The 26,152-nt window shown below is 58.4% G+C and carries 18 protein-coding genes and 1 pseudogene; 16 read left to right on the forward strand and 3 right to left on the reverse strand.

The window, feature by feature from the left end:
* The first annotated feature begins 3 nt into the window (after positions 1–3).
* The 11 genes from panD (at position 4) to ACYCVF_RS33730 (ending at position 14,126) form a co-directional block, all read left to right on the forward strand.
* The gene (panD, locus tag ACYCVF_RS33680; protein ID WP_459607231.1) at positions 4–357 is read left to right on the forward strand and encodes an aspartate 1-decarboxylase; all 354 of its coding nucleotides are present in this window, start codon (positions 4–6) and stop codon (positions 355–357) included.
* A gap of 76 nt (positions 358–433) precedes the next feature.
* On the forward strand, positions 434–1,588 hold the full coding sequence (locus ACYCVF_RS33685; protein WP_459607233.1) for an 8-amino-7-oxononanoate synthase: 1,155 nt from the start codon (positions 434–436) through the stop codon (positions 1,586–1,588).
* Entirely contained in the window at positions 1,585–2,217 is a 633-nt protein-coding gene (bioD, locus tag ACYCVF_RS33690) for a dethiobiotin synthase (RefSeq protein WP_459607235.1), read from the forward strand. The genes ACYCVF_RS33685 and bioD overlap by 4 nt, the downstream gene beginning before the upstream one ends.
* A 605-nt stretch (positions 2,218–2,822) precedes the next feature.
* Positions 2,823–4,088, forward strand: coding sequence for an adenosylmethionine--8-amino-7-oxononanoate transaminase (locus ACYCVF_RS33695; protein ID WP_459607237.1), 1,266 nt, complete (start codon positions 2,823–2,825; stop codon positions 4,086–4,088).
* Between the two features lie 383 nt (positions 4,089–4,471).
* Entirely contained in the window at positions 4,472–5,335 is an 864-nt protein-coding gene (gene panB, locus ACYCVF_RS33700) for a 3-methyl-2-oxobutanoate hydroxymethyltransferase (protein ID WP_459607239.1), read from the forward strand.
* A 19-nt stretch (positions 5,336–5,354) separates the two neighbouring features.
* The gene (gene panC / locus ACYCVF_RS33705) at positions 5,355–6,194 is read left to right on the forward strand and encodes a pantoate--beta-alanine ligase (RefSeq protein WP_459607241.1); all 840 of its coding nucleotides are present in this window, start codon (positions 5,355–5,357) and stop codon (positions 6,192–6,194) included.
* A gap of 912 nt (positions 6,195–7,106) precedes the next feature.
* The gene (locus ACYCVF_RS33710; RefSeq protein ID WP_459607243.1) at positions 7,107–9,026 is read left to right on the forward strand and encodes a methyl-accepting chemotaxis protein; all 1,920 of its coding nucleotides are present in this window, start codon (positions 7,107–7,109) and stop codon (positions 9,024–9,026) included.
* Between the two features lie 1,216 nt (positions 9,027–10,242).
* Positions 10,243–10,488: a hypothetical protein gene (locus ACYCVF_RS33715; protein WP_459607245.1), complete on the forward strand. Its 246-nt coding sequence runs from the start codon at positions 10,243–10,245 to the stop codon at positions 10,486–10,488.
* A 278-nt stretch (positions 10,489–10,766) separates the two neighbouring features.
* Positions 10,767–11,579: a polysaccharide deacetylase family protein gene (locus tag ACYCVF_RS33720; RefSeq protein ID WP_459607247.1), complete on the forward strand. Its 813-nt coding sequence runs from the start codon at positions 10,767–10,769 to the stop codon at positions 11,577–11,579.
* A 1,300-nt stretch (positions 11,580–12,879) separates the two neighbouring features.
* The gene (locus tag ACYCVF_RS33725) at positions 12,880–13,074 is read left to right on the forward strand and encodes a hypothetical protein (RefSeq protein WP_459607249.1); all 195 of its coding nucleotides are present in this window, start codon (positions 12,880–12,882) and stop codon (positions 13,072–13,074) included.
* A 143-nt stretch (positions 13,075–13,217) separates the two neighbouring features.
* On the forward strand, positions 13,218–14,126 hold the full coding sequence (locus ACYCVF_RS33730; protein ID WP_459607251.1) for a hypothetical protein: 909 nt from the start codon (positions 13,218–13,220) through the stop codon (positions 14,124–14,126).
* Positions 14,127–15,618: 1,492 nt separating this feature from the next.
* Here ACYCVF_RS33730 and cysN read toward each other — a convergent pair.
* Together cysN and cysD are read right to left on the reverse strand one after the other, a co-directional pair.
* Positions 15,619–17,523, reverse strand: a complete 1,905-nt coding sequence (cysN, locus tag ACYCVF_RS33735) for a sulfate adenylyltransferase subunit CysN (RefSeq protein WP_459607253.1) — start codon at positions 17,521–17,523, stop codon at positions 15,619–15,621.
* On the reverse strand, positions 17,524–18,459 hold the full coding sequence (gene cysD, locus ACYCVF_RS33740) for a sulfate adenylyltransferase subunit CysD (RefSeq protein WP_459607277.1): 936 nt from the start codon (positions 18,457–18,459) through the stop codon (positions 17,524–17,526).
* Positions 18,460–19,827: 1,368 nt separating this feature from the next.
* On the opposite strand from cysD, the gene ACYCVF_RS33745 reads away from it, so the two are divergent.
* Positions 19,828–20,262 (forward strand): NolY, encoded by a 435-nt coding sequence (locus tag ACYCVF_RS33745; RefSeq protein WP_459607255.1) that lies wholly within the window; start codon positions 19,828–19,830, stop codon positions 20,260–20,262.
* Between the two features lie 338 nt (positions 20,263–20,600).
* Complete coding sequence (locus tag ACYCVF_RS33750; protein WP_459607257.1) at positions 20,601–21,821, forward strand: methyl-accepting chemotaxis protein; 1,221 nt, start codon at positions 20,601–20,603, stop codon at positions 21,819–21,821.
* 840 nt (positions 21,822–22,661) lie between these two features.
* Here the strand turns inward: ACYCVF_RS33750 and ACYCVF_RS33755 are convergent.
* Complete coding sequence (locus tag ACYCVF_RS33755) at positions 22,662–23,357, reverse strand: response regulator (protein ID WP_459607279.1); 696 nt, start codon at positions 23,355–23,357, stop codon at positions 22,662–22,664.
* Positions 23,358–24,451: 1,094 nt separating this feature from the next.
* Between ACYCVF_RS33755 and ACYCVF_RS33760 the strand changes: the two genes are divergently transcribed.
* From ACYCVF_RS33760 to sufC, 3 genes and pseudogenes are all read left to right on the forward strand, one after another.
* The gene (locus ACYCVF_RS33760; protein WP_459607259.1) at positions 24,452–24,646 is read left to right on the forward strand and encodes a 4Fe-4S dicluster domain-containing protein; all 195 of its coding nucleotides are present in this window, start codon (positions 24,452–24,454) and stop codon (positions 24,644–24,646) included.
* A gap of 204 nt (positions 24,647–24,850) precedes the next feature.
* Positions 24,851–25,076 (forward strand): annotated as a pseudogene (locus tag ACYCVF_RS33765) (Fe-S cluster assembly protein SufB); the annotation flags it as partial.
* Between the two features lie 274 nt (positions 25,077–25,350).
* Positions 25,351–26,070 carry a Fe-S cluster assembly ATPase SufC gene (gene sufC, locus ACYCVF_RS33770; RefSeq protein WP_459607261.1) on the forward strand — a complete coding sequence of 240 codons (720 nt, stop codon included), beginning with the start codon at positions 25,351–25,353 and terminating at the stop codon, positions 26,068–26,070.
* Positions 26,071–26,152 lie beyond the last annotated feature (82 nt).

The following is a 26,152-nucleotide window of genomic DNA, read 5'->3' on the forward strand; positions in this document are numbered from 1 at the left end:
CCAATGCAGATTACGCTGATGAAGGGCAAAATCCACAACGCCTCCGTGACTGAAGCCGATCTGCACTATGAAGGCTCGATTTCGATTGACCATGCGTTGTTGGACGCTGCGGGGTTCTTGATTAACGAACGCGTCGAAATCTACAACATCGACACCGGAGGGCGCTTTGCCACCTATGTGATCGAGGCGCCCCGGGGGTCCGGCATAATAGGGCTGAATGGTGCGGCCGCGCGACTTGCGATGCCTGGAGATAGGGTCATCATTGTTGCGTATGCCTCCTTCGATGAGGCGGAAGCAAAAGCGTTCGAGCCGCGCGTCGTGCTGGTCGACCGAGAAAACCGCATCCGGTCAGGTTGAAAACCAAAAGATCGGTCTTGGAGCCATTGTCCTTGGCGACCAATGGAAGTTCGCGCAACGATCCTAACAGCGAAGAATGAACTCAATCCATATGCCTAAAGTTGTCGACTATGCCGCGGCCTTGCGTGCGCTGAAAGAAGACGATCAGCTGCGCAAACTTAAGCCGCGCGCAGGTATCGATTTCGTATCGAACGACTATCTCGCGCTCGCGTGCGCGCCGCGTATGAAAAAGGCTGTTGTGGCGGCGCTCGAGGCTGACACACCGATCGGAGCGGGTGGGTCGCGGCTTCTGCGCGGCAATTGCGAGGAGCACGAACGTCTCGAAGCAGAAGCGGCACAGTTCTTTGGAGCCGAGACGGCGCTCTTCTTCAGCGGCGGGTATGTCGCAAATTTTGCTGTTTTGACAACGTTGCCGCAGCGCGGCGATCTACTCGTTCTGGATGCTCTCGTGCACGCGAGCATCCACGAAGGCGCGCGGGCTGGCCGGGCCGACTTTCGCATAAGCGCCCATAACGAGCCTCAGTCGGTCGAAAACACAATCCGCGACTGGCGCGCCCAGGGCGGAATGGGCCGGGTCTGGATCGTGGTTGAAAGTCTCTACAGCATGGATGGCGACTTCGCGCCGCTCGAAGACCTCGTCGCTATCGCGGACCGGCACGACGGGTTCCTGATGGTCGATGAGGCCCATGCCACAGGCGTCTACGGGGAGCTGGGACGAGGACTCGCCGCCTCCTACGAGGGGCGAGGAAATCTGTTGGTCGTTCATACCTGCGGCAAGGCGCTGGGCGCTGCAGGCGCGCTGGTCACGGCGTCAACGGCCATGCGCGACTTCATGGTCAATCGCTGCCGCCCGTTTATCTTCGCCACAGCGCCCTCACCATTGATGGCCGTTGCCGTGCGGGAGGCCCTGTTAATCCTGCAGCAGGAACCCGAGCGGCAGCTGCGTCTGGCCAAGCTTGTCGCGTTCACGCATCGGGAGATCGGCGTGCGCGGCGGGCAAATTCCTTCGGCCTCGCAGATCGTGCCCTATATCGTTGGCGACAACGGGCGGGCGATGCGGCTCGCATCGAGACTGCAGGCTCGCGGTTTCGATATCCGCGGAATCCGGCCGCCAACCGTTCCCGCGGGCACGGCCCGTTTGCGAATTTCACTGACACTCAACGTCGGGGAGGATGACGTGCGTGCAATGCTCGATGCGCTGTTCGAGGAGACGAGAGGTGAAGCCCGATGAGCCAGCAGATCGTCGTGACAGGCACAGATACCGGGATCGGAAAGACGGTCTTTTCCGCGGGCCTCGCGAATCTCCTCGGCGCGAACTATTGGAAGCCGATTCAGGCCGGCCTCGAGGGAGAGACCGATACTGAGGTCGTAACCCGGCTGGGCAGTATCTCAGCCGATCGGATCGTGCCGGAGGTTTACCGCCTTCGGACGTCCGCTTCTCCGCACTATTCCGCCGAAATCGACGGAGTTCGCATCGACGCGGATTCGCTCCATGTGCCGCAGACCGGCGAGCGACCGCTCGTGATCGAGGGTGCCGGCGGGCTCATGGTGCCACTGAACGGCAGTACACTTTATATTGACATCTTCGAGCGTTGGCGGCTCCCCGTCCTGCTTTGCGCCAGCACGCGACTAGGGACGATCAATCACTCGCTGCTCTCGATCGAGGCTCTGCGAAAACGCCAGATCCATATTCTTGGGATAGCATTCATTGGCGAAAGAAATGCAGAATCTCAGAGTGCAATTCGTGAGATGGGTCGGGTGCGTTGGTTGGGGCGATTGCCCTGGCTTTCGCCCCTCACACCAGACACGCTGCAGGACGAGTTCAAGAGCTCGTTCCGAGCCGATGATTTCAGGCCATGATGCCAATCAACATGACCTCAATCCAAGAAGTCGTCGATCTGGCATCGGTTCACGCAACACGCGCTTCTGGATGACATCACCAAGCTTACGGTCTCAAAAAAGGTTGGTTTGAGTCTCGGCTCATGGTCATAGACCCTGCTAATGGTGAAGCTCGTCGTGTCCCCTTCAATCCGCCGCTCGAAGCAAGATACATGTCGGTGGACGGCTGCTTCGCGGGCAACTGCCTCGTTCTGAACACGGGCGAGGATGGCGCTCTACTGGAGAATATTCCGCCAACGCTGGATTAGTTCTTTTTGATCTTCACTTCAGCGGCAAGGCCGGTTTTCCGACGATGCAAGAGAGTATGGGTTCGGGGCAGCAACATGAATGTCGATTATCAGCGCTAGCTTCGCAAGGCATATGTAGAAAGCAAGTAGAGGAGCAACAATGCGCCGCGGCTACGACGACCAGATCAATGCCTTTATTGCGGAAGCAATGAATGAGCACGATTTGCGAGAGCGATCGGGTGTGCGTTGGCGAGGGCGAGTGCCCGGGCTGGGTCCTCTTATTGCAAACACGCCACAGCCTGCGTTTAAGGCCTCATTCCGTGCTGATGATTTCAGGTCATGACACCAAAGAAGAGGTCGGCGATCTGGCATCCGTTCACGCAACACGCGCTTCAGGGCGAGATGACAAAGGTTCTGCGTGGCGACGGTGCTTATCTCTACACCGCGGATGATCGCCGTATCATCGATGCAATCTCATCCTGGTGGGTCGTGACCCACGGTCATTGCCAACCGCACATTGTCCGCGCGATTCAGGAGCAGGCGGGCAAGCTCAACCAGATCATCTTTGCCGGCTATACCCACGATCCGGCTGAGGAGATTGCGGCGCTACTCTTGACGCTCGCGCCCCGTGGGCTCGACCATGTCTTCTTCTCCGACAGCGGCTCTACCAGCGTGGAAGTCGCCTTGAAAATGGCAATCGGCTATTGGAATAATATCGGCGAGCCGCGGACACGCATTGTCGTGATGCAACATTCCTATCACGGCGATACAATTGGGGCGATGTCGGTGGGGGCCCGGGGCGTGTTCAATGACGCATACGGGTCCTTGCTATTCGACGTTACGGCAATTCCGTTCCCTGCGGAAGGCCGTGAGCAGGCAACCCTCGATGCGCTCGAGTCCGCATGCCGAAACGAAAGTCCCGCAGCCTTTATTGTGGAGCCCTTGATTTTGGGAGCAGGCGGGATGCTGATGTACCCCGCTTGGGTGCTAAGGGAAATGAAGCGGATTTGCGAGGCCTCTGGCGTCCTGTTCATCGCCGACGAGGTCATGACGGGCTGGGGCCGTACCGGAACGCTATTCGCCTGCGAGCAGGCCAATATCACGCCAGACATCGCCTGCTATTCGAAAGGCCTCACCGGAGGCGCGCTCCCACTGGCTGTGACGCTCTGCCGCGCGGATATATTCGACGCGCATTACTCAAAAGATCGTATGCGTACGTTCTTTCATTCGAGTTCATATACAGCGAATCCGGTGGCCTGCGCCGCCGCAAAAGCGAATCTGGATCTGTGGCAGGATCAGGAATCTCGCCGGCGCGTCGCGTCTGTCGCCACGATGCAAGCGCATGCAATCGAGCCGTTCCGCGCCGACCCGCGCTTTGCAAACGTCCGTCGGACCGGCACCATCACAGCGCTCGATTTGAAAACGAGCGATCCGGGGTATCTGGCAAACATCGGTCCGAAGCTTCAGGCCTTCTTCGAGGGCCGAAATCTCCTGCTGCGACCACTCGGCAACACGATCTACGTGATGCCACCTTATTGCGTCACGGAGGTCGATCTTGATCAGATCTACGCCGGTATTAGGGATGCTGCCGATGCGCTAGCTTGAAGGTGCGGCTCGAGCGCGAGCTAATGGAACCCAGCTGCTGCCGTAAGATGAATATGCTGGCCGAACCCGAACCTGCCGGTAGCTTTGGCAAAGCATCCGAGCCGCTGTCGCAGATATGCCCGATGCCGGGCCCGACGCTCGCCTGATGCGGTACCGCGCTGTCGCGGTGGTGGCCGGCGCGATGCCAAGTCGCTTCGCGGAAATGTGGTGACTGGAAAGCTTCCGCTTCTGATGATTGCGCAATCATGAGACGTTTCTATCTGCCCGCCGCTGGCTTTGGAAACGTGCCTTTCCGTGTCGCCTCCACCATTGACAGTCGTCTCTCACCTTCCGTAGGAAGCCTCGAGTTGGGGACGCGGGCGGTTGAGCGATCGGGATCTTAGATGAGCCACATTTCGGAGCAGCCTGTTGAACGTGTCACGATTCCAGTTCTGCAGCGATGCAAGGAGGAGGGGCGCCGTATCGTCATGACCACCGCTTACGACGCGGTTACGGCGCGCATCGCCGATCCCATCGTCGATGTCATCCTCATCGGGGACAGTGTTGGCAACGTCTGCCTCGGATTTGACAACACGCTGCCGGTCAGTATGGCCATGATGAACCATCACCTGGATGCTGTTGCGCGCACGAGAGCGCGTGCCTTGCTCGTTGCCGATATGCCCTTTCTCAGTTTTCACCTCAGCATTGAGGAGACGATACGCAACGCCGGGGGCTTTCTGCAGCGAGGCGCGACAGCGGTTAAGCTCGAAGGCGGAGCGAAGCGCATCGAAATGGTCCGTGCCCTGGTCGATTGCGAAATCCCTGTGATGGGGCATCTGGGCCTCACGCCGCAGAGCGTCAATGTCATGGGTGGTTTCAAGGTGCAGGGCCGGAAGGCCGACGACGCTCTGCGCCTGCTCGACGACGCCCACCGTCTGCAAGAGGCCGGATGCTTCGCTCTGGTGCTGGAGGGCGTCCCGGCAGAGCTCGCCGCGCGCGTGACGGAATTCCTGACGATACCGACCATTGGAATTGGCGCGGGTCCCAGTTGCTCGGGCCAGGTGCTCGTGTTCCACGATGTGCTCGGATTGACTAAAGGTCATCGGCCCAAATTCGTTCGCGCCTATGCAGAGGGTTTTCAGCTGTTGCAGGAGGCGCTGTCGCGCTGGGCCGCAGATGTCCGCAGCGGTGCGTTCCCGGGACCGCAGGAGTCCTACGGGCTTCCCCAAGGTCTTGGCGAAACGATCGCAAGCTGGGCTCCCACCTAACCTGAGGTACAGCAAAGCAATGCAGACCATCACGACAGTCGCCGAACTCCGTCGCGCTCTTTCAAACGCCCGAAGGGCCGGTCAACGCGTCGGATTCGTGCCGACCATGGGCTATTTGCACGAAGGTCACCTGGCGCTGGTCGAGGCGAGCCGGGCGCAATCTGACGTCACCGTTCTCAGCATCTTCGTGAATCCCATTCAATTCGGACCGAACGAGGATCTCAGCACCTATCCGCGTGACTTCACGCGCGATGAGAGGCTGTGCCGCGACGCCGATGTTGCCATCGTCTTTGCGCCGGATGCCGGCGAAGTCTATCCGGCTCAATTTGAGACCTTCGTCGAGCCGGGCGGCCTGGCAAAACCACTCTGCGGAGCGTTCAGGCCGGGGCACTTTCGCGGTGTCGCGACGGTTGTTTGCAAACTGTTCAACATGGTGCAGCCGGATGTCGCGTTTTTCGGACAGAAAGATTTTCAGCAATGCACGGTCGTGCGTCACATGGCACTTGATCTCGATCTTCCGATCGAGATCGTTACCGTGCCGACGGTCCGGGAAGCGGATGGGCTCGCGATGAGCAGTCGCAACCGCTATCTCAGCGAGGAAGAACGTCGGCGGGCCCGTGCCATCAGCCGTGGACTGTTCGCCGCAGCGGACAAGTTTCGCTCAGGAGAACGTGACGTCGAAAAGCTGCTTGCAATCGCCAAAGGGCATTTGAACGAGGTCGATCGGCTGCAATACCTTGAGCTTGTCGACCATGACACGCTCAAGGCCGCCGAAAGTCCGCTACGCCGCCCGGCGGCATTGTGTGTCGCAGCCTATGTAGGCTCGACGCGGCTGATCGACAATGTGCTCCTGGCGTGACCGACTTCCTAGCACCAGCACGAGCGGATTGGGTGCGGTGAAATCCGTCGGTAAATTTGCGCGAACGCGGAATTTAAGCGCTTAGTCCAGTTAAATTGCATTAATCGGCATTCAGATGTCGTTACTATGCAGGGCTAGGCGCAACTCCGTTTTACGAGCCGACGTTTGGCGGGCCCGGCAACAATGACATCGTCAAATCCCTCTCAATTCCGGTGATGCGGCATAGGAGCAGGACACGGCAAGCCATTTCTACCGGTTCCGCATGGGCGCGTATGCCGAGACATTGTTTCAGCGCAGCAAGCGCGAGCAGCAGCAAATGATTTGGCCGCAATACAACTTGATGCTGGCTCGGGAGTGAAGTCGTGCGATCCGAGCGCTGGTCTATCGCGGCGGAGCAGCCAGTTCGGCATGAACAGGGCGCAGCCAAAATCGCCCGTAGAGGTGAGACGACCCTCGACGACCTCAAAAAAGCGGCCGCGAAGCGTTTCCCGAAGCGCCATCCATGTGGCGGCAGGCGTGAACAATAGCAAGTTGTCGTTCTCTGAAAATCCTGGTGAGCTGTCCACTGAGCCAAACCCCAGCGTCTTCATGTTCTCCGACACAAGCCGATCATGCAGAGAGTTGTAACGCGACCGGCTGCGTCGTGCCCGTGCTGCTGGAAGAAAAGTGTTCGCCTATAATCGCGAATTCAGAATTCAGAAATCAATCTAAATTAGCAAGCCTCTCATCGACGAGCACAGCAGGCCAGCTCCAGTTCTGCTCGATACTGAATAACCGTTCGTCGGATCAGCGACAGCCAGCACCGTATCGGGCGCATAAAACTCATCACGGGGTACAATGACCGGCGTAGCGAGCAGACTTATCGGGCAGGTGAGGAGTTGGCGGGGCTTCCGCGTTGGGTTGCGCGGCCAAATGGCACTGCTCGGGATTTCGGGAGTTCTTGTCACAGGTGCACTCTGCGCTGCCGCCCTGAACTACGCGAGCCTGGTCCAGGGCGAGGCGAATGACAGCAACAAGTTCAAAGCTCATGTCGCGTCGTTGTCACAAGGCTTCCTGGAGTCACGACAAATCACGAGCGACTTCCTGCGCAAGCCCAGCGAAATGGCGATCACGAAGTATGCGAAGAGCCATGAGGAGCAACTCGCAGACTTGAGCCGGGTCGAAGCATTTGTGTCGACGCTGCCCGACGCCGACCCACGGAAGGAAGCGACCGCGTTGCGATCTGTGATCAGTCTCTACGCGACGCGCTTTCAAAACGTCGTCTCCGCGCAGCGCAACCTCGGCTTCAACGAAGACGATGGATTTCAGGGCAAGCTGCGCAAGGCCGTGCACGCCGTCGAGGAACGTCTAGCCGACCTGAACCAGCCACGCTTCACGATCTTGATGCTGACGATGCGCCGGCACGAGAAAGACTTCATTCTCCGTGGCGAAGACAAAGATGGCGATCGACTGGCCGACGGGGAGGCGGAATTCGAAACCGCACTTGCGCAGGCGAGCCTACCCGCGGAGCTGAAATCCCAGCTCCTCGAACTGATCCGCGCATACAAGTCGAGCTTTGTGTCGTTCATGGTGACACAGCAGGCGCTGAGCGATCAGGCCGACGATCTCGGACAAATCTACGACCGCATCAGCCCGGCGCTCGCAAAGATTATGGCCGCCGCTGACATGCACTCGCGGGCTGCCGAAATGCAAGCTGAACAAATTCAGCGGAAGCTGGTTTGGTTGATCGGGCTCGCAACGCTACTCGTTGGCCTGTTCGCATTGCTGTTCGGCCGGCGCGTCGCAAAGACAGTCGCTTCGATGACGGCGGCCATGCGCAAGCTCGGCGACGGCGGGTTCGACGTCGTTCTGCCAGGCCTTGGCCGTAAGGATGAACTTGGCGAGATGGCTGAAGCGGTCGAACTGTTCAAGCTGAAGGCGCGCGAGAGGGCGCAAGCCGACATCGATGCAAAGGCCGAACAGGATCGTAGCGCCGCCGAGCAGCGGAAGGCGGATATCGCTCGGCTCGCCGGCGAATTCGAGACCGCAGTAGGCAAGGTTATCGATACGGTCTCCTCTGCCTCCTCCGACCTTGAAGCTTCCGCCCGCAGCCTTACCTGCACGGCTGATCACAGCCGGCAACTCTCGGTCGAAGTCGCCAGCTCATCGGAGCAAGCGTCTGGCAATGTTCAGCTTGTCGCGACAGCGACGGACGAAATGGCGGCAACGATCGCCAACATCGGCCGGCAGGTCGAAGAGGCCGCCGATATCGCGCGCGAAGCGGTTCGCAGGGCCGAACTCAGCGACCAGCGCATGGTCGGTTTGGCGGCTGCGGCGGAGCGGATCGGCAGCGTGGTCCAGCTGATCGCCACGATTGCGCGGCAGACCAATTTGCTCGCACTGAACGCGACAATTGAAGCGGCGCGCGCCGGAGATCTCGGCAGAGGTTTCGCGGTTGTCGCTGATGAAGTGAAGTCTCTCGCAACGCAAACGGCGCACGCGACCGTCGAGATCAGCGAGCACATTCACGGCATTCAGACGGCAACGACTGACTCGGTCGGCGCAATTGCCGATATCGGCGTCATTATCGGTCGCATCTCGGAGATCGCCGTGACCGTGGTCAACTCCATCGCTGAGCAGGGGGCAACGAGCAAGAACATCGCGTCCAACTTGCAGGAAGCGGCCGCCAGAACTAGCCAGGTGGCGGCGAGCGCCATTGAAGTGACCAACGGCGCAAAGGAGACAGGAGGGGCTTCGATGCAGGTGCTGATGTCTGCCAAACTGTTGTCTGGGGAAAGCGCGCGGCTGAGGCGCGAGCTCGGCAGTTTCCTCGGGAGGGTCCAGGCGGCTTAAGCCGACACCTCAACGTCACGAGCCGCCGGAGCTGGAACATCGATGCGTTTTCGAAGATTGCTCCAGTTTGCCTTAAGGCAAGGGGGCGGGCGAAAGCGTCTTCACGTGCGCGATCAATGCCCTCGCACGTCCTGTCCTTCGAGCAACCGCCTGCACAGGCGATGACCCGTAGCCCCTCTCATCGCCGTCCATGTTCCATGTTTGATCGCTCCTGCTCCAGGGCTTCCATACCGTTTCGATGCAGCCAAAGAAGCGCCCTTGCGAGCTGACGAAGATCGTTTCGGCTCGCACCAACGGGCAGTCGTCGTGCGCGACGAAGAGCATCCGCAGCTTGCTTCTCCAATCGCGATAATTCCCGCTCTGTCATCGTCACTTGACCGATCTACACTCACTCATAATGCACTTGCTGAGTTGGCCCAACGGCACTCGTGCGCGGACTCGGACAGACAGCAGTCGCAGATCTCAAGCATGCCGGCAGAGCAATCTGCGCCCGCGCCATGTTTGCAGGCTAGGGTACGTTGACGGGTGGCAGGGGCGCGGTCGGTCCCGGCACGAAACCATCCTGGTGCCGGCCATGGACCGCCAGCGCAATTGCAAAGGTCACAAGGAGAATGATGAGGCCACGCATGGCAAAGAGCTTACTCCGGTAGCCGTATCGAATTTATGAAACACCTCGCACTCCGGTGCTTGAGGATCGGCGTGCAAACCCCGCGACCTCTAAATCAGACGAGCATGTCGGGCCGCAGGGACAGACCGGCTTAGGTTCGTCCTTCTGGAGTCTCGACGCCCTCTTGTTGAAAAGCCGCGCGCGATCGCCTCAGCGCGCCGGAAAAAGGCATGTCTTCCTGACAACAGCAGGAATAGTACACGCGATTCGAATAATCATTTGTGCGTTCGTCGGTCAAACCCTGAAGGCAGCAATGGGGCTCATGGTCTTCGCCGCAACTGAAAGCGATGTATGCCCAATCACGACTTCGTCTCGGGTAGCCTCCTGGCACTGACCGCGGCCGGCGTTGCGCTGCTCTGCTCGAGCCTGCTTGCCTTGGTCTTGATCTAAAGCCAGTGGGCCGGCTTTGGTTTCGTGCCTTTGCACATGTAGCGGCGTCATCGGGCGCCTTTTTGATGCGAATCTGCCGGTGAACTCGGCTGGTTAGCCGCGAATGACTAAGGTTATAGCGAGACAACAAGTTCGTCGAATGTATACGGCGGAGGGAAAATGATCAGATCAATATTCGCGGCGTCTTTGCTGACGTGGTCCGTTGGTGCGGCGCAAGCGCAATACCTCGGTACGGGTTCTAACCCAAACAACCACGGTGTTTCAGGTTACACCCGCAGCAATGGGACTTATGTGCAGCCGTACACCGCAACAAATCCGAATAGCACTCAGCGCGACAACTACGGCACCAGCGGCAACTATAATCCGAACAACGGCACATTTGGCCATCGCTCGGCGCGCTACTGACGAAAGTCGCTGCGATGGCCAAGTCAACGCGTAACACCCGTAGGCCTTGGACGCCCCAGGACATTCGGCAACTCAAAGGGCTGGCAAAAGGCAACGCACCCACGCGCGTTAGCGGGCTCAAGCTCGGCCGGACCGAGACCGCAATCTACGGGAAGGCGTCGTCGGAGGGCAACTGCCTCAGTCCCACAAACCAAAGCCCCTACAATCGCAAGAAATGTTTGACTTAGCGGTATGTCCCAGTGAGCGCATTAAGTCCTAAGGCACCTGGGCCGAGCGCAATGGCAAAGATGCGCTTGCACAAGGCGGCCTCACGGCTCACTGTCGCTGCGACAGCGCTGCTCACCGGGATCGCCGTGACAAACGCGGCCGATTGCTCACGCAAGGATGCGCTTGGCACTTCGCGCGTGCTCGCTGTCGACGCAAAAACCTATCCCCGCGTCGGCTTGAAGAGCTTTCCGCAGACCTTGCCGTTAGCCGACCATGAGGTCGTGCTGACGTTCGATGACGGACCGAGGCCCCCGAACACGCAGAAGGTGCTGGCCGCGCTCGCGCAAGAGTGCGTGCGAGCCACCTTCTTTCTCGTCGGCAGGTCCTCCGCCGAATTTCCCGACCTTGTCCGGCGTATCGCTGCCGAGGGTCACACCGTCGCGCACCATAGTTGGTCGCATCCGATGATGTCTCAGATGAGCTTCGAGCAGGCGATGGAAGACATCGACCGCGGAATCGCGGCCGACGAGATGGCGCTCAACGGCACCCCATCCAAAGCGCCCTCAACGCCGTTTTTTCGCTTTCCCTATTTCGACTCGACGCCAGCCACGCTCGACCTTCTGCAGTCACGTGGCATCCTCGTCCTTGGCGCCGATCTTTGGGCGGAAGACTGGGAGAATATGACCCCGGAGCAGGAATTGAAGAAGGTGATCGAGCAACTCGAGATCACCAAAAAGGGAATCATTCTGCTGCACGATCCGCAGGCGTGGACGGCAGCTATGATGCCCGCGTTTCTGCACTACCTGCACGACAAAGGCTATCGGATCGTACACTTGGTACCGGCTACTGCCCCGATCCAGACGCAGGCCGACGGAGCGCATTGACGCTGCGGGCCGGCTTCTTACGGGTTCCCGTTCGGAAACTTGGACTACGTAGAGTGCGGCTGGGGCGGCATGCGAAGGGTGATCTCCGCATTAAGCGTCGCCGAGATCGCCATCGGCTCCGTGATTATCGCCAGCACCACAGGCCAGGCGCTGTCCTCACTTAGGACACCCGCAAATAGATACCGCAATTCAAATTAGGACAGGAACTTTTGCCTAAGTGATATTTTTCTGACGCTCTGATGCAACGTTCTGAGAGAGGGGGACCGAGCCTTCGATTAGTTGAACCCATCAGGAAACAACAACGCCGCTCGCTTAAATGATCGCGAGCGGCGTCGCTCCAGCCCCGGGAGGGTGATGCAAAATCCCGGCGGCCGTTAAACTAGCACAATGCGTGCCAAAATAAATGTATCGAGGCGGGACACTCGGGGCGGCAGCTCTGGAACGCAATACAATAGTCACAGTTCCGCGCCCGGCGTGGTGTTGTTCATGTGACGGGAACCGTGTTTGGCAGCATCGGCCCTGATGTGGAATAGATATCGTGCATTCAGTGCACTGGCGAGGCGGGCAACGCCGTGCCGGATCTCCCATTAAGTCCAGCATATTCCGAAAACAAACCCGACTCGCCGTTTTCGCGTCTCCTCGCCCATTCTCGCATAGACCGGAAACAGGATAAGTGCCGACGCCACTGTGTCGGACGTTTCGTGCGATTGCGTCTTCCTGCGCCGCATTGAGTTTCTTGAACTAGGCTACCACATGGAGCGCGGCCTCGGAGCCCTGTACTTCGATAGCGTCACCAAGAATGTTCAGTGAAGCAAGGCTGAGCGGCGCTGCGCGTTCTTTCGCCGCAGCTTTCTCACGTGACGCTCGCAGGCGCCGGATGGTAGGAAGTTGGCCAGCGCCGCTTGCTCAAGCGTTGGCGAGTGCCGATCGGTAAGGCGCTTGGCCGCGCGGAAAGCGTGGATGAGCTCCGGCGGAACCACACAGACCCAGCCAGCGTGAGAGCGTTCCGAAATAGATGATGTGAGCCGCCAAATGGTTTCTGTCTGCAAGCCTTCTCCATCGACCGGGACGAATTGACCGCGGCCCGAGCCAGGCTGCTGCGGAGCTTGCACACCAATCCTTCGCCGAGAATACGGTGCAAAATATGTGCGCGCGGTGGATCGCTTGGTCGAGGATCGCAAGGGTCTGCTTGCATTGAATGATTTTTATGCTGAGCATTGGATCCACTTGTGAGCCACCCATCCGTTCGAAAGTGTGTTCGCCACAAAAGCGACACAGGACGGTCCGGACCAAGGGATCGTTGTCGCCACAGACGGCGAGCCAGCCGGCGTTCAAGCTGATCGATGCAGCCTCGAACACTTGGCGTCGCTTGAAAGGCGCAGACCAGTTGCTGAAACCAATCGCCGCTGTCAAATTCGCCGACGCCATCGAGGTCATTCCGTACCCGGAAAAGCGACGCCGCCTGATCGGCTCCGTCGCCCAGAATCGGGCATAGCGCTCCTGTCAGGTTGAAGCTTGCAATCGGGCGCTGGATTGGGCAGCAGGTGGTGCGGCTGCAAGTCGAGTTTGTATCGAGCAGGAGATGCGTTCTCGCTCGGACAACACCAACTGGAGTTGGACAGGATGGACTTAAACCCCATGAAGGTGGCGGGGCAAAAGGCCAATGCCTGCGCACAAACGGACTCTCCAGAACGCGTGACTGCGGGCATCACTGCAGTTCCGCCGAGCGAGTCGGGAGTCGGTCCGCCGCGTGCTGATGAGGTTCATGAATCAAGCTTATGTAAGACACTTGGTTGGGAGAGGAAGAAGATAGAGGAACTTCCTGCCGGAACAAAGTTCAATCACGCAAACAAAGGTGGAGTGTGGATCGGCGCCGGTCAAAGTGGGCATTCGGGCGAAGCCATTTGGATGACTTCAAAAAACGATGTGAACGCAGCGCACGGCTATGGAGGTCGTTCTGGAAAATACTTTGTCATCGAGGCGAAAGAACCGCTTAAATTAGCGGTCATGGACGAACAATGGGTTTACGTTGAGCATGACGAGCTAGGCCCGTGGGTTGCGATGGCGCAGAAATATCACGTCGATGGCGTGAAGACGGAATATGGAAGCTCGTACGAAATTGTTTTGTTTGACAGAAGCAAGATTATCCCTGTGGCGGAACGTCTTCTGGGCGAGCAATGCACTGCAGTCCGCTCCGGGGACGAGCCAAATCTGGAGGTCATTGGACGGGAGATGGAAGGGGCCTCGACATTGCCAACTGGCGATCATGCAGCGTCGTTCTCAAGTTTCGACGGTCGATGGCCAGTGGGGGATTTCGGACATATCGTCGGCCTGGGCTGGAATCACGGCGCCCAGCCGGCCCCCGACATCCTAATCGGCGCACTGTCCAAAATCGGCGTCATCGCGAGGCCGTTTCATCCAGAGGCAAATCTGTATATCCGCGGTCAGCACTACACGGCACAGTTGGGACCAGGGAGAAGGGAGCCGACCCCAAACAATCCGCTAGGCTTTAACGTCATTCTGATCTCTCGACTTAAAAGCTGCTAAGCAACCTGCTTGAGTTGAAGTCTAGGGGGAAGGAGATGGGCCATCGATCGCGCTGTGCACAGCCAGCCCGCGCGAGGGGGATCGTTTTTCCAAATTGCCTTTTTCGGGCGTGAGAGCTGGCACCGGAAGTCTGGACGAGCGACAAGTGGAGCTTCTGCCTGACGGTGGGCAAGACTGTCCCGCGGATCAGGAGAGATGATGAGAACGCGATCCGTGCCGTACATACGCTGTTCGCTTAGGATTGCACTACTCTGAAGCGAGTGGAGGTGCGGCACAGCTTTCTGGGTGATCGGTTCCCTTCGTCGCCGCGACGGCCGGTCGCCAACCGCCACATCCCGAACAGCTCGGACATGAGTCATGAATCAACCGAACGGCAAGCCGCGTTATCGTTTTTGGATTTGTTTCCCCGCCCGCGGCGAGATTTAAAATCTTTTCGGCAAGGCATGCTTTTAAGGAACACGTCCGCGCCGGTTCCGGCATCATTTGGACAGCATCGTCCAGGACGCGTCTCAACACGGCACGCAGGTGAGCATCTGAATTCGCAGCTGTCATGGGGCCAATCCAGCGGATAAAATCTGTGCGCGTTGGCTTCGGCTCTCAGCCCGTGTTCCCGAGAAGATCCGTCGAAGCCCACCGTTCGATAGTCCCGTGTCGTCTAGTGATCGGTGCAGTCGGCTTGGTTGCCGTCACACCCGACACATACAAGAAACATGTTTAGCGGAAGTGACACCGAAGCTTGAAATGCGATTTCTTTGTTGGGTTTGCTTGGTCCAGAACGAAGCCGAGAGGGAGTTGGGTAACGACCGACCGAATCCCAGCAAATCGTGCCGCCTGCAGCTCTGTTCAAGAGCACGTGGTCGACGTGATCAATAATCTCCTCGCGGCGACATTTTTCTGCATAGATTATCCGAACCGGCCGAGTAACGTCGAATGCAAGCAGCTCGTTTGGGTAAGGGCGACGTCACGCGGACGCTTATTCGGCCGCAGAGTCGTTTCCCAAGAACTGCTCAGAACCTTGTCGCACTGGCGCAGCAAAGGCCAGGGCGTACCTATCCCACGTGGCGCGATGCGGCGAGCTGGGCTGGCAGGCCGCGCGTTTGATCGACAACACCGTCTGAACCGGACTTACGAACCTGTGTGGGTAAAGCTAACGCCGGAGACGAGCTCTACCACACCACCAAGGCGTCTTTTACAAGAGTGACCATAGTCAGCTGCTCGTCGATGCCCCGACTGACGCAGAAAGGCATGACATTACCCACAGAAGCCAAACCGAGCTCGCCGCCTTCGACCGCGCCTTTCTTGTTGGAGAATGTTGGGCCAGTCTGGGCCGATCCAAGCTCGCTAGCGATGTAAAGCCCGCAAAGCTCGACGTCGGCGGATGGTGCAGGAGCTTGGCATCATGTGACGGCGTGGTGTTTGGTCCGATCAGCCAGATGTGGTTGGAGGTGAGAAATGTCAGTCCCTCGGCAAACAGCTCTGACAGCCGAGCCGGCTAATTCTCCGTCCGGTTGGTCGGCACGATGATCCCTCGTGTGGCCAGGCAGTTTAGCACCGTGTCGGCCAAGCGCTCTGGCTGCTGGTTCAGGGTTGTCAAATGGATCTCCGGCGCGCTCGGCGCCTCGTAGGGCGCATCGATGCCGGTAAAATTCTTGATCGTGCCTGATTTCGCCTTGGCGTAGAGCCCCTTCGGATCGCGCCGCACGCATTCGCCGATCGGCGTGTCAACAAAGACCTCAATGAATTCGCCGTCGCCCACGAGATCGCGAACCATGTCTCGCTCGGCCTTGTAGGGCGAGATGAACGAGCAGATCACGAGCAAGCCACTATCGACCATCAGTTTGGCCACCTCGCCGGCGCGGCGTATGTTTTCAACCCGATCGGATTCGGTGAAGCCGAGATCTCGATTGAGACCGTGCCTGAGATTGTCGCCGTCCAAGAGCATGGTGTGATACGACATCGCAAACAGCTTCTGATCGACGAGGTTGGCGATGGTCGATTTGCCCGCGCCGGAAAACCCGGTAAACCAGATGATGCACGGTCTTTGGTGCTTCAGAGCGGCGCGCTCCTTCTTGCCAAGTGAGAGCGGCTGCCAGGCTATGTTGGCGGCACGCCGCAAGGGGAAGGCAATCATGCCAGCGCCGACGGTCCGGTTGGTGTCGCGGTCGATCACGATGAAGGAACCGGTGCGCCGATTCGCTTCATAGGCATCGAAGGCTGCCGGCAGTACGGTTGCAATATTGCAGAAGCCGATTTCATTGAGGCTCAAAGTGCGGGCTGCCACGTGAGCGCCGGTGTTGACGTCGATCCTGTATTTCATCGCGGTCATGCTGCCGGACGCAATCGATTGCGTGCCGATCCGGAAGGCATAGGACCGGCCCGGGACCATATCCTCCTGGTCCATCCAGATCAGGTGGGCGGCAAACTGATCAGCGACCTCCGGTCGTTCCGTCGGCTTAGCGATGATATCTCCGCGGCCGATGTCGATCTCGTCAGTCAGTGTAATGGTCACCGCATCGCCGGCTTCGGCGCGCTCAAGGTCGCCATCGTACGTCACGATCTGCTTGACGCGCGAATTGCGTCCCGACGCAGGAATGACGATTTCGTCGCCGACGGCAATGCTGCCGGAGACCACCGTTCCAGCGTAGCCGCGGAAATCCAAATTCGGCCGGTTCACCCATTGGACCGGGAAACGGAAGGGCAAGCTGGCCGTCTCGGACTGGATGTCGATATTTTCGAGATAGTCCAGCAGGCAAGGGCCATGATACCAGTCGGTATTGCGGGACAGGCGGATGATGTTGTCGCCGTATCGTGCGGAGATCGGGATAGCCGCGATGGACGTGAAGCCGAGGTTCGAAGCGAATTCGACATAGTCGTCCAAGATGCGATCAAACACGTCCTTGCGGTAGTCGACCAGATCCATCTTGTTCAGGGCCACGATCACGTGCCGGATGCCCAAGAGCGAGCAAATGTAGGAGTGGCGCTTGGTTTGCACCAGGACGCCCTTGCGCGCATCGATCAGGATGACGGCGAGCTGGGCGTTGGAGGCGCCGGTCGACATGTTACGCGTATATTGTTCGTGACCGGGCGTATCGGCCACCATAAACGATCGGCGCGGCGTGGTGAAGAAGCGATAGGCGACATCGATGGTGATGCCCTGTTCGCGTTCAGCTTCGAGCCCATCGACCAGCAGGGCAAAGTCGATATCATCTCCGGTTGTGCCGTGCTTGACGCTGTCGCGCGCAAGGGCCTGCAGCTGATCCTCATAGATCGCCTTGCTGTCGTGCAGAAACCGGCCGATGAGCGTCGACTTTCCATCGTCCACCGAGCCGCAGGTGATGAAGCGCAGCTGGTCCTTGCTGTCGGTGAAGGTGAGCTCTCGCAGCGCATCAGTATCCATTCAGAAGTAGCCTTCCCGCTTCTTTTTCTCCATCGATGCGGCTTCGTCGGTATCGATCAGCCGTCCCTGACGCTCGGAGAGCGTCGCGACCTGCATTTCCGCGACGATGTCCTTGATGGTGGCGGCGTCAGACTCGATGGCGCCGCTCAGCGGATAGCAACCAAGCGTGCGGAAACGAATCATCTTAAGCTCGGGCGTCTCATTCGGAGCCAAGGGCAGGCGCTCGTCATCCAACATGATCAGAGCGCCATTGCGATGGACCACCCACCGCTTTTTCGCGAAATAAAGCGGAACGACCGGAATGTGTTCCAGCATGATGTATTCCCAGACGTCGAGCTCCGTCCAATTCGAAATGGCAAACACGCGCATTGTCTCGCCTTTCCGGCTGCGAGTGTTGAAGAGATTCCACAGCTCCGGCCTCTGGTTGCGCGGGTCCCAAACATGTCCCTGCGAACGGAAGGAGAAGATGCGCTCCTTAGCCCGGCTTTTTTCCTCATCGCGCCGGGCGCCCCCGAACGCCGCGTCATAGCCGTAAAAGTCGAGCGCCTGCTTGAGCGCGTCTGTCTTCATCACCTGCGTGTGCAGCGTCGATCCGGAATCTATCGGGTTGATGCCGCGCCCGATCCCGTCCTGGTTCACATGAACGATCAGGTTGATGCCGAGACGCTGGGCCGTCTCGTCGCGAAAGCTGATCATCTCGCGAAACTTCCAGGTCGTGTCGACATGCAACAGCGGAAACGGGACCTTCGCCGGATAGAAAGCCTTCTGCGCCAAGTGCAGCATGACGCCCGAATCCTTGCCGATCGAATAGAGCATTACGGGTTTGCTGAATTCGGCAACGACCTCGCGCATGATCTCGATGGACTCGGCCTCCAGCCGCCGCAGATGCCGCGGCAGTGCGCGCGTCTGTGGTTTAGTGATATCTTGTGCGTTCATTTTGAATATCTGCGGTTCCCCGCGCGACAAGTCGCCGTTTCGACAATCTAACTTGCCATAGCTCATGGGGCCGCTCTCAGGGTCCGTAACGTTGAACAGCATTCACGCCGATTATCCGCGCGAGCTTTCGAAACTCATCCAGATCAAGTGTCTTGCTTACGTGTAGCTTTCGTTTCCGTGCCGCGCCGAGCGGTCGAGAACGGAAAGTAGAAAAGTGGCACCATGAACGAAGCATCTGACCCGAGTGCTCGAAGCCATTGGTTATGAGATGAGGAGATCAAGATCAACACCTGAAGCGGTTGTCTCTATTCAAATTCTGGATGTGCTCCATCGATACAATCGATTTTACCAGTTGTACGAAATGGCGGATAACAAACGCTCAGTTGGAGAGATAGACCATCAGGCCGATTTGCCTCGTATTCATGTGAGCGCCGTCTCGGATAGCGGTCGTCGGTTCTTGACGCGCTTGCCATCGCGCAGCTTTTCGACGAACGTCATCCGGCGAACGGCATTCATTTGACGTTTTGCAAAAGGCTTCGTGAAGAATTATTGACGCCGCTGCCGACTTGCCTCGCGCAAGTGTTGGGCGGAATTGCTTGAAGCGCATTTTCTACAGAGCAGTCAGCCGCGACAGCACGTTGTGTTCGCCGTGGATATCAGCCTGCTCGTGGCCAAGGTTAACGGCGAATGCCCTCGCCGTAAATGAACCGCCGGTAGCCCTCCTTCTGCCGACGGAAGCTGGCGCGATGTCTTGTGGCATCGCTCCTCCCAGACTGAACTTCGCCCGGCCCCAAAAGGGTCGGGCCCTTTTTAATGAGGCTGGATCCATCCAGCCCTCAGTGGGGCAGGGCTCGCAAGCGAGCTCAACGCCGTTCGGCGTGCCCTTGGGACGCATCTGTCCATTCAAGCCAAGACCAGACTATCTATGGCTGGAATCGTATAGCGATCCGCCTTTGCATCCATGTCGTGGATATATTCGATCATAACAATCGATTTTACCGATCGACTTAAACGCTGGATACTCAGCGCGCCGGTGAATTTGGAACTGAGACGCCGCAGGTCGTCAGGGTCGATTGTCGATTGATGAGGCGGTCGAGCAGCCCTGCGCAATCGGCTGGCCGGCAGGTCTCAATCGTCAAATTCGCGTGCCAGAAGGTGCATGAGGCAGTCATGACTATGAGTGGGGACGGGTCTACCGAAGCGGCCAGTCGAGCGCCTGAAACGAGCGTATCAAGCGACGGTGCTTTGAGCGCTACCACTTTGATTTGTCGCGCTTCACCTACACAGACGCGTCAAAGGTTCTTCGTGGTCCCAGTGAGGACAGGTCCACAGCCTAGCCCAGCTGAACCGCGCGCTGTAGAGCATATCGTGCATTGTCATCGCTGCAATTCGCATGTCGAGGATCTTAAGCGGAGCATCGAGCTGCAAATCGAAGAGGTGGCAAGGCTAATAGATGACGGAAAGAACGGGCGTGAGGCGACCGAACTGCTGAACGAGCTCACAATCGAGCTGATAACCGCGGCCCTCGGTCTCTGGGCAAAATGCCACGAGCGACCTGGCGGCGCGGTCATAAGTAGTGGAGCCGGGCGCGTCATACAGGACTACCGCAGCGTATACGATCCGGAGCAGCTGTCGGTTTTGGGGCGAATCTTTAATGATGCAGTCGCCGCACTACCGGAAGATCTGCGAACGCATGGTAACCGAAGGCAGATCGCCAAACTCATTCTAGGACGTGCAGTCATCGCTGAGTTCGAGCTGGGCTTACTCATCAGGTTTGTCGTCGCCGTTGCTTCTGCCGTTTGATCAAGTCTTGCCTCGTCCCATGTGGGTTGGATCGAGGTCGATTTCGTTGTTTAGAAGGTGATATATGTAATAATGCACGCAACGCTGCCGACAGGACAGTCACGTAAGAGAAGTCTTAATTGAGGTTCGATACGACCACTTACGCCGGATTCAATTGGGGAATTAGAAATATGTGGCACAGTCGGATATCAAGTCTCGCTCTGGCATTGTCTGTCCCGGCAGCGACGGTGGCGGCTAATGCTGACGTCCTGTCGCTTCACTTCTGGGGCGGACTCCTTCTTGGCGGATCTATGTTGGTCCTCTCCGTCCTGACGTCGAGGAGAGGGAAGGCGTCAGCAGTGACCTTGGACGACGCGATGGCGGTCAAGGCGTTCGAAACGATCAAGGACGGTATCACGGTCTATGATGCGGACAAGTGCGTGCTGGCCAACGACGCTGCAGCTCACATGCTCGGGTTCTCCAGTGGAGAAGAACTGAAAGGGTTGAGTATCGCCTCGCTTTCGCTGGATCCTCAGCCGAACGGCAAGACTGTTGCGCAGATGTTCGAGCAGACAAATGAGGTTGTAACGCGGTCAGGCCATGTCGCGATCGAATGGTGGCTTCGGCGCAAAAATCAATCCTCCATTGCGGTCAGGATAAGTCTTGTTGTTTCGAAATTCTGCGGCCGTCCGGTGGTCGTGTGTGTATGGCAGGATATAACCGACCTGGTTCGTATGCGAGAAGAGAGGCTGGGTCTTGCGACAAGATTTGACAGCGATGTGTCGCGGGTCGTCGACGTTGTGGCGAGCTCAATGCAGGACATGCAAACGGTCGCATCGGAAATTACAGCTTCAACGGGCGATGTCTGTCTTCGCACTGAAGCCATGACCGAAATGGTGAAGAAGACCGAAGGAAACTCGACCGCCGTTGCTTCGGCCGCTCAGGAGTTCTCGGCTTCGATTTCGGAGATCAGCCGACAAGTTTCGACGGCGGCGAACATTTCGCAGATTGCGCGCGACAAGACCGGGCACGCTGAAGCAACGTTAGGTGAACTCGTCGCGTCGGTGACGAAGATCAGCAGTGTCGTCCAAATGATCGAGAGCATAGCCTCGCAAACCAACTTGCTGGCGCTCAACGCGACCATCGAGGCAGCGCGAGCCGGCGAAGCCGGGCGAGGCTTTGCAGTGGTGGCTGGGGAAGTGAAGAATCTTGCCGCGCAGGCGGCAAAAGCGACGAGCGAGGTTGATGCTCAAATACTTGCCATTCAACAAAGGACGGAACTTGCGACTGCGGCGATGAGTGACATCGCCGGCATCATCGATAAGTTGCAGGAGATATCCAGCAGCATATCGGCGGCGATAGAGGAGCAGTCGATCGTGACGAACGACATCTCAAGAAGCATTACCAACATCAGTGCAGATATGCGCGAAGCGTCCCGAGATATTGACCAGCTCAACGATGCCTCGCGTGCCTCAGGCTCATCGGCGGGCCAGGCCGTTGGGAAGATGAGGAATTTGAGCAACAATATCGTTTCATTGCAGGGGCAGGTCAGCGACTTCTTGATCAAGATCAGCGCGTAACACGCGGCTCTCGGTTCAATTGCAGGTCAATCAACCAACGCGCCATGAAGTCCGCTGAGTGGCACGTTGGTCGGCCAGGTGAACCTCTACAATCGGATTGATAACCCCTGTCGGTTCAACCGGGCGCGGTTCGTAGGCCAGTTCGGATGCTGGTTCGACAGAGTTGGGATCGAGCGATGCTGTTGCAAACCTCTTTCGACGGTAAGGTCGCACTTAGCGAGTGGTACAGATTGTGGTCTAGCTCTGAGGCACGACCGGTTGGCGACTTTGCTTTGCAGTTTGCGATGAACGGGATGGCGCGCGATCATGCGGCCGTTCGCATCCACGCCAATACGTCGGCTTCGCGCTGGTGATAATCGTCCATCTGATCTCACTCGCAATCCGAGCTCCGTAGTCATTCGCTTCCAACGGCCAGGCGAATTCAGGGGCTTCGTCATCGACCATGACGGGTCGGCGTAATTAGATGTGAAAAAATATCGCCTCGACATGGACCGCCTCCCGCACGGCACGGCTTCTAATAAATGAGGTGACCTGCACCCTGAAGCGCCACCGGTTTAAGTTGGGGCTCTGCTCTCCAGAGGAAACAGATGACGCGTAAACGCATGTTCCCGGAAGAGCAGTCCATCAGGGCCTAGAAGCTGCACGCTGCCGGTCGATACGCCAGTCGATCATCGCACTTGACCCGGGCTGCTGCCGGAAGTGGACCTTGCAGAAGGCCCCCAAAGAGGAAGGAAGGATTGGACAGGGGAGCACGAATGACGCTAGGGGCGTCAAAGGTGATTGATCATCGATCTTCGAGGCAATCATTGTCAGAAACGATGGAAGTCTTGCTTTCAAGGTCTACCCATGGCGCGGTGGATGCGCGCTATTCAATTCAAGTGAGTAGCCGATGCTGCGCGCGGACTTGATTCGTGGCGTCGCGGCGGACCGCCTCAAATGTCCGCGCAAGCGATAGATTGCCGCCTCAAGCGCATTGGTCGAGACCTCATTGTCGAACGAATAAATGGTATTCTCGAGCGAGGCGCGCGGCACCGTGCGCCCTGCATGGCTGAGCAAATGCTCCAGAATGGACAGTTCACGACGCGCGATGCGGAGCGGCCGTCCATCAACCCAAGCTTGCCGGGCAATCGGATCAAATTTGACATTCCCAAATATGATGAGCGGGGCCGTCATTTGCTTTGATCGCCGCAGAATGGCTCGCATCCGGGCGATGAGTTCGACAGTAGACAGGGGCTTCGGCAGGAAATCGTCCGCCCCACCGTTGAAGCTTGCAATTCGGCGATCGAGATCGTTGAGACCGCTTATCACCATCGCGGGCATCGATTTGCCGTTCCGCCTTAATTGCTTCAGCCAGTCCAAGCCGTCTCCATCTGGTAGAGCCAATTCGAGAAGAAGAATGTCATAGCATGCGCAATCAAGAGCAGCCGCCGCTTCGTCGAGAGTGCGTGTCACATCGACGGCGAACCCACAATCCACGAGTGCTCCTTGGACAGCACGCACAAAGGCGGTTTGATGATCAACAAGTAGCGTTCGCATTTGATCGTCTTTCACCAATCTACGGCCAATCTATCCGATCCGTCCATGGGCCTATTGGTACCTTCGGCCGTCCGCTGCGGATGCTTGTGGTGATCTTGGCGTCAGCAGGGAGGGGCCGAATCATTGAAGCAATCGAGGGCCGTGACGATACCCTCGTGCATTCGCCCGCCAATGCTCCAACGACACAATATACGCCTTGCTCGAAAACACATGCCGAACCCTGGCGATCCCCAAAACCGAGTCACGTACGCTCCCGACGCTGCAGCCTATCGAGAGGCCGCGACCATTGGCCGGTCCATCCCGGCATTGGCACCAGGCACGCATGTGGTGCGAGCCAGCGTGGCCTGCATTCACCTCGCATAACGAATACCGGTGTAGCCTCGGATGTGGAACCTGAATTCTGATCGTTCTCCCACCCGGCAGGGGCGAGGCGAAGACAGCCATCCCTGCTCTCCAAGTGACCGACTTGCTCCCTGCGCTAGGCCGGCGGCGATGGTCTCCCGCCTGGCGCATCGGCCATTTCAACAACGTGCCGCCGCGAGGCGCGTGATGAGTTTGCAGCGCAACCTTAAGAGCTTCAGACATTCGCTATCCTTGCTCGCTGTCAGGATGGTTTGGCGCGACCGAAAGAATCTCGCAGCTCGTGTCGGAAAACCTACAATCTGACGCTACGTACGATTCAAGTCCATTCGCGGGCCCGGGTCAGAAATTTCCTGGCATTCGCGAGCCCGCTTAAGCAGCGAGAGCAAGATATTGACCGGCGCAAGGCGTCGAGCGTCGGCAGAATTGGCTTGGAGCGCCCAGATATCGCCTCTCCGTCGGCTATCAGGATAACGGGCTTCGAGGCTGCGCTTCAGCAGGAGCAAATCAAAAAGACAGTCAAGATGCCTCGTTAGGGGCGGGCCTTCCGCAAGCGTCGGAGCGTGCTGCCATTCGAGATCAAGCCCGTGCCTCGAGTGTCGGGGTTGGGACACACGGCTCGGCCGCGTACACCCCGCTAGATCCAAAGATGCGCCAACCATGGCGCGTTGGCATTGGCACGAGCCTTGAAGGGGAGAAGGCGTCCGGCATCGCATTTTCAGGAAATCACCATTATGGCGTACAAGATAGTCGCGTCCCAGTGCACCGCCTGTGGCGCATGTGAGTTTGAGTGCCCCAACGGGGCAGTCAACCTCAAGCGCGACGTATATGCGATCGATCCGAAGACGTGCACCGATTGCGAGGGGCATTTCGCCACGCCGCAATGCGTTGCTGTCTGCCCGGTTCCCAACACGTGTGTCCCGGCTTAGCGGAGCGGCGATGCGCATGGTCGGCACCAGCAGCACGGTCGAGACACAATTGAGCCCTGCGGCCTTCGTTGTTGGTGACCTGGTTAGAGTGACGGTCCGTTCCGCGTTAGGCCTGATTGAGTCGCTGGCCTATACGGTCGAGGGGGGACGCCATAACCGTTGCCGGACGTGGCCGGAATGGTCTCTGCGCGTGCGGAGGCGCCAATGGTAGCCGTACAAGAGACGATCGAGTGCGTGAAGCGCATCGACGTCGACCAGTACCGTTATGGGTTTGAGACCTTGATCGACTCCGAAAGGCTCCAAAGAGGTTGTCGGAAGATACCGTCAAATTCATCTCGCAGACGACAGAACGAACCGGCCTGGATGCTCCTGTGGCAGGCTCGAAGCCTGCCGCCGCAGGCTAACCATGATCGCGCCGACCTGGGCGCGCTCCAGCGCGGCCTCACCCAGGAAGAGGCGGACGGCCCGGTCGTCAACGGCTTCGTCAAGGACGGCTCCAGCAGCTGCCAATGGAATTCGCAGTGGAAGCGCAGAAGCTGATCTCGATCCTGCTGGAGGGGGCGGTCGGCTAGCTCTGACCTCATCCTGAGGAGGCCGCACAAGCGGCCGTCTCGAAGGATGGATACCAGATTGATTGTTGGCCGCATCCTTCGAGACGCGCTTTCGGTGCTCCTCAGGAGGAGGAAGGTAGACGGAACGACACAATGACATTGCTTGAAGTGAAAGGCCTGAAGGTTCGTGTCAGGGAGCGTGAGATCCTCCACGGCCTGACCCTGACCGTGAACGAGGGCGAGATTCACGCGATTATGGGGCCGAACGGCTCCGGCAAGTCGACGCTCTCGCACGTCATCGCCGGCAAGCCCGGCTACGAGGTCACCGACGGCCAAATCGTGTTCAAGGGCGAGGACCTCCTGAAGATGGATCCGGAAGAGCGCGTCGCGAAGGGCGTGTTCCTGGCTTTCCAGTATCCGGTCGAGATCCCCGGCGTTGCCATCATGACCTTCCTGCGCACCGCGCTCAACGCGCAGCGCAAGGCGCGCGGCGAGAGCGAATTTTCGCCTCCGGACTTTCTGAAGAAGGTTCGCGAGGTCTCCACGTCGCTGAATATCCCGCAGGACATGCTCAAGCGCAGCGTCAATGTCGGCTTCCCCGGCGGCGAGAAGAAGCGCAACGAGGTGCTCCAGATGGCGCTGTTCGAGCCGAGCCTGTGCATCCTCGACGAGATGGATTCCGGCCTCGATATCGACGCGCTGCGCATTGCGGCCGACTGCGTCAACGCGCTGCGTTCGCCGGGGCGCGCCATGGTCGTCATCACCCATTATCAGCGGCTCCTCAACTATATCGTGCCTGACGTCGTGCACGTGATGTCGAAGGGCCGTTGCGGCGCGGCAATCAAGGTGACAGTGGAGCGTCAATCAGGATGAGAGAGTTGTCGCCTGGGCTGTGACGCAGGGAGGGCGTAGCCCGACCGGAGTTACAGCCCAGGCGACGGCGCGATCCTCAGCG

Source organism: Bradyrhizobium cedriense, from assembly GCF_054602315.1.